Annotated in this window: 11 protein-coding genes and 1 other RNA gene; 6 read left to right on the forward strand and 6 right to left on the reverse strand. The window is 50.6% G+C overall.

Annotation, left to right across the window (positions count from 1 at the left end; genetic code table 11):
* The first annotated feature begins 141 nt into the window (after positions 1-141).
* Together CSQ88_RS20930 and CSQ88_RS20935 are read left to right on the forward strand one after the other, a co-directional pair.
* Complete coding sequence (locus CSQ88_RS20930) at positions 142-663, forward strand: lipocalin-like domain-containing protein (RefSeq protein WP_180273764.1); 522 nt, start codon at positions 142-144, stop codon at positions 661-663.
* An 11-nt stretch (positions 664-674) separates the two neighbouring features.
* Entirely contained in the window at positions 675-1883 is a 1209-nt protein-coding gene (locus tag CSQ88_RS20935) for a multidrug effflux MFS transporter (RefSeq protein WP_099400011.1), read from the forward strand.
* Between the two features lie 90 nt (positions 1884-1973).
* Here the strand turns inward: CSQ88_RS20935 and CSQ88_RS20940 are convergent, their stop codons facing one another.
* From CSQ88_RS20940 to CSQ88_RS20965, 6 genes are all read right to left on the reverse strand, one after another.
* Entirely contained in the window at positions 1974-2531 is a 558-nt protein-coding gene (locus CSQ88_RS20940) for a CNP1-like family protein (RefSeq protein ID WP_099400012.1), read from the reverse strand.
* Positions 2532-2562: 31 nt separating this feature from the next.
* Positions 2563-3540 (reverse strand): cation diffusion facilitator family transporter, encoded by a 978-nt coding sequence (locus tag CSQ88_RS20945; RefSeq protein WP_099400013.1) that lies wholly within the window; start codon positions 3538-3540, stop codon positions 2563-2565.
* A complete protein-coding gene (locus tag CSQ88_RS20950; protein WP_099400014.1) occupies positions 3541-4827 on the reverse strand; it encodes an ATP-binding protein in 1287 nt (428 codons plus the stop codon). It lies immediately after the preceding gene.
* Positions 4824-5483, reverse strand: coding sequence for a response regulator transcription factor (locus tag CSQ88_RS20955; RefSeq protein ID WP_099400015.1), 660 nt, complete (start codon positions 5481-5483; stop codon positions 4824-4826). Before CSQ88_RS20955 ends, CSQ88_RS20950 begins: the two co-directional genes overlap by 4 nt.
* Positions 5484-5528: 45 nt before the next feature.
* Positions 5529-5801 carry a PepSY domain-containing protein gene (locus tag CSQ88_RS20960; protein ID WP_099400016.1) on the reverse strand — a complete coding sequence of 91 codons (273 nt, stop codon included), beginning with the start codon at positions 5799-5801 and terminating at the stop codon, positions 5529-5531.
* 116 nt (positions 5802-5917) lie between these two features.
* Entirely contained in the window at positions 5918-6850 is a 933-nt protein-coding gene (locus CSQ88_RS20965) for a cation diffusion facilitator family transporter (RefSeq protein WP_099400017.1), read from the reverse strand.
* 222 nt (positions 6851-7072) lie between these two features.
* Between CSQ88_RS20965 and CSQ88_RS20970 the strand changes: the two genes are divergently transcribed.
* The 4 genes from CSQ88_RS20970 (at position 7073) to rnpB (ending at position 9411) form a co-directional block, all read left to right on the forward strand.
* Positions 7073-7312, forward strand: coding sequence for a sulfurtransferase TusA family protein (locus tag CSQ88_RS20970; RefSeq protein ID WP_099400018.1), 240 nt, complete (start codon positions 7073-7075; stop codon positions 7310-7312).
* 127 nt (positions 7313-7439) lie between these two features.
* The gene (pyrC, locus tag CSQ88_RS20975) at positions 7440-8474 is read left to right on the forward strand and encodes a dihydroorotase (RefSeq protein WP_099400019.1); all 1035 of its coding nucleotides are present in this window, start codon (positions 7440-7442) and stop codon (positions 8472-8474) included.
* Entirely contained in the window at positions 8471-8962 is a 492-nt protein-coding gene (locus tag CSQ88_RS20980) for a hypothetical protein (RefSeq protein WP_099400020.1), read from the forward strand. Before pyrC ends, CSQ88_RS20980 begins: the two co-directional genes overlap by 4 nt.
* Before the next feature lie 14 nt (positions 8963-8976).
* Positions 8977-9411, forward strand: an RNA gene (gene rnpB / locus CSQ88_RS20985) — RNase P RNA component class A.
* The last annotated feature ends 602 nt before the right edge of the window (positions 9412-10013 follow it).

Genomic DNA, 10013 nt, shown 5'->3' on the forward strand with positions numbered 1-10013 from the left:
ATTAGAAAAACTCCCGACTTGGCCCAATAGCCGAATTGACGAGCTGCTGCCATTTGTTAAAGATCAGAACCCACAAGATAACGAAGGCTAAAGCAGCTGGCTAGGTGGGAGGGCTGAGCGCTTACGATTGAAGTGGTAAATTTGAAAGCAATATTGGCGGGAGCATGGGTGCTTGAGTCTTATCTGAAGCGTGCTGAGGATGGTAGCGTTGCTTTTCCTATGGGAGAACAACCCAAGGGAATGATTATGTACACGCCAGATGGCTATATGTCTGTGCAAATTATGGATAGTGAGCGGCCGCTTTTTGCTTCAGACAATCTGCATGAAAAAACTGCAGCAGAGTTAAGCCTTGCTGCCGCAAGTTATTTTGCATACTCAGGTTTATACGAGGTGGAAACTGAGCCTGCTGCTAATGACCTTGCAGAGCAATCTTTTAGTGGCTTGATTACCCATCATATGCAAACCAGCCTCTTTCCTAATTGGGTTGGCTGCTCATTGCTTCGCCGTCTTCATTTGCAAGGCGACAGGCTTGAACTAAGCACATGTCAGGCTTCATCTTTCCGAGGTAAGCAAATGACTACCCACTTAGTCTGGCGTAAGTGTTCTGCTGTTAAGCAGGGTGCAGAGGCTGCAGATCAGCAGTTTCGTTTGATTGCGGCATAAGGGGCGCTGATATGCAAAAGCAGCTCCCCAATCATCCTTCTCTGGTGATGTGCCTAATTATTATGCTGTCGCCGATAGGGCAGATGGCAATTGATATTTATGTCACGGCCTTGCCAGCAATGCGGCACGATTTTGGTGTTAGCCAGCAGCAAATTCAATTGAGCGTAACAGCCTATTTATTGAGTTTTGCCATCGGGCAATTATTCTACGGGCCTCTGGCGGATGCGTGGGGAAGGAGATCCACTTTACTATTTGGGCTTGGGCTTTATTTGCTGGGGAGTATGCTTTTACTTTCGACGGATCACTTTGCCTTATTCCTTGCGGCAAGGGTGGTGCAGGGATTAGGCGTTGCTTGTGGTTCTGTAGTGATGAAGGCGCTTGCGCCAGATCACTTCACAGGGAAGGAGCTGGCTCATGTGATGACGTATATGGTGATTGGCTGGGGAATGGGGCCCATTGTTGCGCCTGTGCTTGGGGCCCAATTGCAAATTCATTGGGGTTGGCAGTCTTGTCTGTACTTTTTGCTTGCGTATGGCGCAGTATTATTTTTAATGGTGTTTTTCGGGCTGAAAGAGTCTCTGAAAAAAACGGTTCCACTTAAATTAAAATTGATTATTGAAAATTCGCAGATGATTTATGCCAATCGCGAGTTTCAATTGTGTTTTTTAATTATGGGGCTTTGCTATGGCGTATTGTTAAGTTTTAATTTATGCGCACCCTTTATGGTTCAGGATGTATTGCATCGCTCACCGGTATTTTTTGGAAATGTAGCCTTAGCTATGGGGGGGGCTTATTTCTCCGGGGTATTTAGTAACCGGATTATTGCAGGGCGTATTGCTGCCGCACGCCTGTGTTGCTCCGCTGCTATGATTAATATTTTCACTAGTATTGTAATGGTGGCGCTTGCATTGCAATGGGGTTTGAATCTATTCAGCCTGATTATTCCAACCCTGCTGATTACTTTTTTCTCAGGGGTTATTTTTCCGAATATGATGGCCCGCAGTGTGTCGATGTACCCTGCTCTGGCGGGATTGGCCAGCTCTTTACTTGGCTTTTCGCTGACGTTATGTGCCGGATTGGTGATGTATCTTTCCAGCTTATTACCGATTGACAGTTTATTACCACTGGCTTTGCTGTATTTGTTTATTGCTATTTCGTCAGGAGCGATGTTGTTTCGTATCTATCGGGCAGAGCCAGTACTTGCCTTGAAGTCTGCCTGACGACTAATTGAGGTCTTGTCTGTTTTATGGATAAAGATGCAGGGCATAAGCGGTTTTTATGCCCTGCATTTATGGCGGAGAGTTCAGGCCCTAGCGAACAATCTTAAGCGGCTCGTTCGATGTCATTGAATCGACAATTTTTTCTGCCGATGAGGGCGATCCGCCCCAGCAAAACTCTTTGGCCAGCTTGTATTGATAGCCATTGCGCTTATCTTTAAAGATCAGCTCCCATGGGCGATTAAGGTTTTGCCACTGATCGCCGCTTAAATAGGCGTAGCTGCGGTATTGCCTGGTTTTGCAATCAATCCCTTCAAAGCTGACATTCCTGACCTTGCTGCCCTTGCTGGTTACGGCCACGGCATAGCGAACAATATCGTCCTGCCCCACAACAATGCCATCCAGCGCGATTTCAAATTTATTCATTCTGGAATCGTAATTCGCGCTGAATTCCTGCCATTTTTCGAGTTTCTTTGGGTCTGGCTTGGTGAATTCTTTTTCTTCAGGCGTGGGCAGTGGTGCGTCTTTAAGTAAGCGTGAAAATGTTGTTCCGCTATCCCGCTCTATGCCCGGCGGAGTGGTATTACTGTATTCAGATGCGCTGGCAAGGCAAGGCAGGGCAAGGAGGGTCATAAGAAATAAACGTTGCATATTTATCCTGAAAATATTGTTTGTCTGCTTGTCAGTGTGGAATCCGGCGAATAGGAATACTACGCGTGGGACGAATACTAAACCATGTGGCTTGCAGGGTAATATGTTGTATGCCGTAATGTTCGCTCAGCATATGGTTGATATGTTGCAGCTGCAAGGGCCATGTTTCTGGCTTTTCGATCACAATATGCGCTGAAAGTGCCACTTTGCCGCCGGATATATTCCAGACATGCAGATCATTTACCTGAACCACGCCCTTTTCAGAGGCCAGAGCGGCGCCAATTTCTTCCAGATTCAGGTGCTGCGGCACGCCCTCCATTAAAACATGGGTGGCCTGGCGTAGCAGATTCCAGGTAGAGCGCAGAATCAGCATGGATACCACCACCGATAAAATCGGATCAATCGCCTTCCAGCCGGTAAAGTAAATCACCGCACCTGCGGTAATCGCCGCAACCGATCCCAGTAAATCACCCAGTACATGAATCATCGCCGCCCGGCTGTTCAGATTATCGTGATCGTGCGACAGCTGCCATGCCGAAATGATATTCACGACGAGGCCAATTACCGCGATAATCATTACGCCCATGCCGTTTACGGGCTGAGGATTCATTAAGCGGCTGACCGCTTCCACCACAATCCACACCACCAGCGCAATCATCACAAGGCTGTTGATCAGCGCGCCAATCACCTCTGCCCTGGCGTAGCCATAAGAGTTGTCTGCATTGGCGGGCCGCTGGCCGATCAAATTGGCAATCAGCGCTAAGAGCAGCGCTGCGGCGTCGGTAAACATATGGCCCGCATCTGAAATCAGCGCCAGCGAGCCGGTCATGATGCCGCCAACTAACTCTACAATGCCAAAGCCGCCGGTAATAATCAGAGCCAGCAGCAGCCGCTTTTGCGAGCTGGGCTTGCCATGGTCGTGATGATGATGGGCGTGATCAAAGGTGTGGTCGTGGTGCTCGTTATGCCCGCCGGGCTGATCGTGCGGGTGCTGATGCTGATGTGCCATTTATTTTTCCTGACGGATTGTGACTTCAAAACCCTGATCGCTGGCGAGGGTGATGCTGGCCTGGTGTAATTCTGCAATCCTGTGCACGATGGATAAGCCCAGCCCGGCACCCGTCTGGCTTTGGCCGGGAGGCCGGTAAAAGCGCTCACCTAAGCGGGCCAGTACCTCGGGTGGAACGCCGGGGCCATTGTCGCTAATGCTGATGGCGTTTTGATTGATCTTAATCGTGATAGCCGCATTTTCACCGGCATAGCGTTTGGCGTTATCCAGTAAGTTTCGCAGTAACAGCGCTAGTAATCCTGCATGGCCATGCCATGTCCAAACATTGCCGGTATGTAAGCAGGTTTGGGGCAGTCCGGCATCTTGTAAGGCTTGCCGGGCAAGCTGAGCCATATCGATACTGAGTCCGGTTTTTACTGTTGCATAGTCAAGGCGTGCCAGCTCTAAAAGCTGTGCGACCAAATGCGTGCTGCGATCTACACCGAGCAAGGCTTGTGTGAGCGCTTTTTCTCGGGTAGCAGGGCGCGGGCTGCTCTGGGCCAGCTCGATTTGTACACGTAATCCTGCCAGCGGGGTACGTAGCTCGTGGGCCGCATCTGCAGTAAAACGCCGCTCTTTTTCCAGCGTGTCATTCACCTGGGCAAAAAGCGTATTGAGCCGGTCGCGCAGCGGGGCGATTTCTGCAGGAACGGGTAAATCGAGCGGCTGCAGATTATCTGGTGCACGGCGGGCTAGCTCAGCGTCCACCACCTTGAGTGGCATTAAGCCATGGCGAATAGCAAAAAATAGCAGAGGTAAGAGCACCGCCAACGCAAATAGGGCCGTCATACCGGTATAGCTGACGATTTCATCGATTAATTTATCGCGTTTTTCATGTGGCTCACCCACGACCAACTGCCGGTCTTGGCTCTGGCGTATCGCAATTTCCCAGTGCTTATCATCCAGTATAATGGTGCGAGTTTTGCGTTTGGGCGTGTTCTGGAAAGGCAGCACATATTCGCTACTGGAAACCAGTAGCTTGCCCTGACGGTTATACAGACTGAAGGCAACGTGTGGCAGGTGGTCGGGTTTGTCGTGGCTGACAAAGTGGATATCGTCGTCATCCCCCAAGCTTTGCCAGAGTAGATCGGTATAAACGTAGAGCTGTTTATCGAGTAGCTCGCTGACTTCATCATGGGTTTCATAGAGCAAAACGGCGCTAAATACGGCCCAAGTTAGCGAAGTAAGTAGTAGCACCAGCAGAGTAAGCCTTGTGGCGAGCGAGGCGCTTTGCAGCCAGCTCTTCATGCTTCCAGCCGCCAGCCAAGATTACGCGCATTGCGTATCACCACATTGAGTAGTTTTTTGCGTAAGTGCGAAAGATGAACATCCAGCGTATTGCTTTCAATATCCTGCTGCCAGCCATAGAGTTTTTCTTCAAGTTGCGGGCGGGATAAATAATGCGGATGGTTAGCCATCAGCAAATGCAGCAGGCGGTATTCCATAGCGGTGAGATTCAGTGTTTGCCCCGCTTGCTGCACCGATTGGTGCACGGGGTCGAGGATTAAATCCTGCCAGCACAGCTCGCCATCGTGCCGGCCCTTGCCTCGGCGCATCAAGGCACGCACCCGTGCGCATAGCTCGCCCAGCGCAAAAGGCTTGATGAGATAATCATCGGCCCCAGCATCCAGCCCTTTGATTCGGTCTTCAATGCTGTCTCTGGCGGTGAGCAGCAGCACGGGCAAATGGCCGCGCTCACGGCGTATCCACGCTAATAGCTGTAAGCCATCTAGGCGGGGCAGGCCAATATCGAGCACCACGCCATCAAAGCTGGTTTCTGTCATCAGCGCCAGCCTTGCCGATTCGCCATCTTGTAGCCAGTCGGTAACAAAGCCCGCGTCAGTGAGGCCTTCCTGAATCCCATCCCCTAGCAGAGCATCGTCTTCAACCAGTAGTAAGCGCATATTTATCCTTGATGGCCTTCTACTGGCTTTAGCAGATGAGGGCGATTAATTGTCTAATTTGGATTTAACTAAGTCTAAGGTTTTTGGATCGAAATAAACGTCTACTTTTTGGCCTTCCTTATTCCAACCTTCAATTTTGTAACAATTGCCCGATTCTTTAAATTCTTTCACCTTGTAACCCATCTCTACAATTCTGGTATGGGCTACGCTGCCAGCCAGCCATTCGGCTTTGGGGTGGGTGGTGCAGTAGTAGTTGTCGGCCATACTAAAAGAAGAGGCAGCAAGTGTAACGATGGCAAGTAGCATGGTGATTTTCATGGTGTTTCCCTTGTGAAAGATGAATGAGTGATGTCATTTCACCATGCCATCATTAAGCGAAACTTAAGCTTGCATAAATCTGTGCATCTTTTTACTTTTATCTATCGCGTTAGATTTTATGGGGCCTTAAGCACCGGCTGATGATCAAGATCGGGTCGTTTAGATGGATCAATATGCGTCATTAGGTTTAATACCCTGTGCCGCTGTAGCACGCGCTTTCTGGCCTCTACGGCGATATCATGCCCCGCCTCGACGGTGATTTGCGCGGCCACTTCGATATGCGCATCCACCATAATCATGTCGCCCATTTTGCGTGTGCGTAAATCATGCACCCCCAGCACGCCAGGCGTTTCTATCAGTGTTTGGGTGATGGCGGCCACTTCGTCATTGTCGGCGGCCCTATCCATTAAATCGTGCAGGGCATCCCAGCTAAAGCTCCAGCCCATTTTGCTAATCATAAAGCCCACAATTAAGGCCGCAATCGGGTCCAGAATTGGGTAACCCAGCAAATTACCAATAATGCCGAGGCCCACTACCAGCGACGATGCAGCATCTGAGCGGGCGTGCCATGCATTGGCGATCAGCATGCTGGATTTCACCCGCTTGGCCACATTCAGCATATATCTGAACAGCAGCTCTTTAGCAATCAGCGCCGTACCCGCTACCCACAGCGCGATGATGTGTACTTTTTGAATGGTTTCAGGTGCTTCAAGCTTATTAAATGCCGCCCAAAGCATGCCTATGCCCACTGCCAGCAAAATCAGGCCAATAATCAGTGAGGCTGCGGTTTCAAAGCGCTGGTGGCCATAGGGGTGATCTTCATCTGCATCTTTTTTGCTGTGGTGCCCGGCAAAAAGCACCACGCCATCGGCCACAAGGTCAGAGAGAGAATGAATCCCGTCAGCAATCAGTGCCTGAGAATGCGCAAACAGGCCCAGTACAATCTGGGCGCTGGCCAGAATAATATTTACCGCCACGCTGACCCAGGTGCTGCGGGATGCTGCGGCTGCACGAGCCTGCTTATTTTCGGGAGGGGCTGTGCCATTCATCTTGCTATCCTTTGTGACGCTCAGTCTGTGGTATCAAGTTGTTTACTTAAATTAGGCGGGGATTGCAGCATGCCATTTTTAAGCAAAAATTAAGTCAGCTATTACTGTGAAGATAATTGCTGTCAGCTTGGGTTGAGTATAAATATGAAAGAACCGTCAGCTCTTGTCCATGCGCAGAAGAGCTGGCTTGGTACAATAGATCTTTTTTGCTCGGAGACATCCATGTCCAGCCGCCCGGAGCACCAGCAAGCCGCCGATTTAAGCGGCCTCAACTGCCCGCTGCCTATCCTGCGCACTAAAAAGGCCCTTGCCACGATGCAAAGTGGTGAAGTGCTGCATGTGATCTGCACCGACCCCGCCACGCCGACCGATTTCACCGCATTTTGCCGCCAGACCGGGCACGAGCTCATCGAAACCTGGCCGCAAGACGGTAAATTTTTGTTTTTGATTCGCAAACGCTAAGAGTCAGTCCAGGCATGCTTACCAATTGATGTTACGCAGCCTTTGAAAATCGCGAACTAAAACCTTTAATAAATAGGATAGGTTGCGAAACATTAGTTACTCATTCACAAATCCTGAGAATTAAAATATGAGCAAATCAATCACCATCATTCGCCCAGATGACTGGCATCTGCATTTACGCGATGGCGATTTAATGGCCGCCGTTTTGCCGCATACCGCTAAAGAATTTGCCCGCGCGATTGTGATGCCTAATCTGAAACCGCCAGTAACAACCGTCGATGCGGCATTTGCCTATCGCCAGCGGATTTTGGAAGCCCTGCCTGCTGGCGTGCAGTTTGACCCGATGATGGTACTGTATTTAACCGATCATCTGACTCCTGAAGAAGTAGTGAAAGCTAAGCAAAGTGGCTTTGTAAAAGCGGTGAAGCTTTACCCTGCCGGGGCTACAACGAATTCAGATTCGGGCGTGACTAACTTCGATAAAGTCATGCCCGCCTTAGAAAAAATGGCCGAGCTGGGCCTGCCGTTTTTAGTGCACGGCGAAGTCACCGATCCGCAGGTGGATGTGTTCGATCGTGAAGCGGCCTTTATTGACAGCGTGCTGATGGTATTGCAGCAGCGCCTGCCTAAATTAAAAATTGTGTTTGAACATATCACCACCAAACAAGCGGCTGAATATGTATTGAAGGCTGGCCCCAACATCGCCGCCACGGTTACGCCACAGCACTTATTAATGAACCGCAATGCGCTGTTTACTGGCGGAATTCGCCCGCATCACTATTGCTTGCCGGTATTGAAGCGCGAAGAGCACCGCCGTGCGCTGCTGGCGGCAGTGACATCGGGCAGTAAGAAGTTCTTCCTTGGTACCGACAGCGCACCTCACGCGAAGCACACCAAAGAAGCAGCCTGTGGCTGCGCGGGTATTTATTCTGCCCATGCTGCGCTGGCTTTATATGCCGAAGCGTTTGAATCGGTAGGCGCGCTCGATTTACTCGAAGCCTTTACCTCTAAAAATGGCCCGGCTTTTTATGGCCTGCCAGAAAATACCGGTACGGTGACACTGGTTAAAGAAAGCTGGCAGGTGCCAGCCAGCTATCCGTTTGGTGAGCACAATGTAGTGCCATTACGTGCCGGGGAAGAAATCCATTGGAAGCTGCTTTGAAAACGATATTAGTCAGCCGGGCTGTGGCTAAACCCGGCTGGTGGTTGTTTGGCATGGCGATGCTTGCCGCCGCCTGGTGGGGGCAGCCGCTGGTGGATTCGGCACACTTTGAAAACCACTTCTTTGGCGTGTTCTGGTATTCCATGATCGCCTTGGGATTGATCTTTTGGGGCCTGCCGGGCGAGCAATTTACCGACGGCACCATTCTTGAGCGTCGCACCATGCTGCTGGGTTTGCTACCGCTTTGGCGTAAAAGCGAGCCTGTGAGTGCTTTTGAGCGGGTAGAGCTGACGCAAGAGCCCAATATTTTTGGCAAGGATAGCGTGTGGCTCAGCCTGATTAAGAGCGAAGATGGTGAAACCACCCGTCGCTTTGTGTTCGCTTATTTCCCTGCCAGCCAGCGGGGAATCGCTAAAGCGCAGCAAATGGCCGGTGATTTATCACAAATAAGCGGTTTGCCATTTGCACAAGCAGCCTCAGAGGTGTGATAATCCGCCGCTGCGGAGCAGGCCAGACAGTCGCTGCCATACTTTTAGGGTATGGGGGAGGAAAGTCCGGGCTCCATAGGGCAGGATGCCGGTTAACGACCGGGCGTTGCAAGGCGACGGAAAGTGCAACAGAGAGCTGAACCGCCAATGGCCCAAGTTGAAAGCCTTTATTGAAACAAGGCCGGATTGGGATCAGGTAAGGGTGAAAAGGTGTTCCCGTCAGGGATGCAGGCCGCAAGGTTTGTCGGTAAGAGCGCACCGCGGACGTGGTAACACGGACGGCAGGGTAAACCCCATCCGGAGCAAGACCAAGCAGTAGACGTTGAGGTGGCCCGCCGAGTCTACGGGTAGGTTGCACGAGCCCAGCAGCAATGCTGGGCCTAGAGGAATGACTGTCACCTTGGGGTAACTCAAGGCTACAAAACCCGGCTTATCGGCCGGCTCCGCAACCCGAATAAGTAAAAAAGCCGATCTGTTTATACAGGTCGGCTTTTTTGCGTGCGATGGATTTGATAAGCAAACCCAAAGCTTGAACCACAGAGAACACGGAGTGGCACGGAGAAGACCATTTTGAACAGAGTAGTTTATTTGGGTTTGAGGAGTGTCAACTTCAGTAAAATCGATTTATATCGCGATACCAAGTACGGGGCTTAGAAATCCCCTTGAAGCACGCCGAAGCGAGGAATAAGCGGAACGGGGTTTCGGAAAAGGGGTAGCGAGGCAGCGAGCGTGCAGCCTTTTTCGCCGAGCCGCTTATCCGCAGTGAGGGGCCTTCGTGCTGGTCGGGGCGGCCTTCTTTGCTTACTTTCTTGGCCGTTCAAGAAAGTGAGTCCCCTGCGGGGATGCCGCACCTAAATTAACGTGCCGAAGGCACTAAAAAGATAAGAACTGCGTTACATCAGTAAGTAAAAAAGCCGATCTGGATATGAACTGCACCCCAAAAGTTGGACACCCGTCCATATTTTTGGGGTGTTTTTATGTCCAAGTACTCAACGCAATTCAAGCTCTCTGTCGTTCAGCAATATTTAACTGGCGAAGCAGGTATCAAAAC

It is taken from the genome of Iodobacter sp. BJB302, from assembly GCF_002735645.1.
In the GTDB taxonomy this organism is placed as follows: Bacteria; Pseudomonadota; Gammaproteobacteria; order Burkholderiales; family Chitinibacteraceae; genus Iodobacter.

Excerpts from the sequence above, each read along its gene's own strand:
- CSQ88_RS20940 (WP_099400012.1), bottom strand. The coding sequence starts at position 2,531 with ATGCAACGTTTATTTCTTATGACCCTCCTTGCCCTGCCTTGCCTTGCC.
- CSQ88_RS20960 (WP_099400016.1), bottom strand. The coding sequence starts at position 5,801 with ATGAAAATCACCATGCTACTTGCCATCGTTACACTTGCTGCCTCTTCT.
- CSQ88_RS20955 (WP_099400015.1), bottom strand. The coding sequence starts at position 5,483 with ATGCGCTTACTACTGGTTGAAGACGATGCTCTGCTAGGGGATGGGATT.
- pyrC (WP_099400019.1), top strand. The coding sequence starts at position 7,440 with ATGAGCAAATCAATCACCATCATTCGCCCAGATGACTGGCATCTGCAT.
- CSQ88_RS20945 (WP_099400013.1), bottom strand. The coding sequence starts at position 3,540 with ATGGCACATCAGCATCAGCACCCGCACGATCAGCCCGGCGGGCATAAC.
- CSQ88_RS20950 (WP_099400014.1), bottom strand. The coding sequence starts at position 4,827 with ATGAAGAGCTGGCTGCAAAGCGCCTCGCTCGCCACAAGGCTTACTCTG.
- CSQ88_RS20970 (WP_099400018.1), top strand. The coding sequence starts at position 7,073 with ATGTCCAGCCGCCCGGAGCACCAGCAAGCCGCCGATTTAAGCGGCCTC.
- CSQ88_RS20935 (WP_099400011.1), top strand. The coding sequence starts at position 675 with ATGCAAAAGCAGCTCCCCAATCATCCTTCTCTGGTGATGTGCCTAATT.
- CSQ88_RS20965 (WP_099400017.1), bottom strand. The coding sequence starts at position 6,850 with ATGAATGGCACAGCCCCTCCCGAAAATAAGCAGGCTCGTGCAGCCGCA.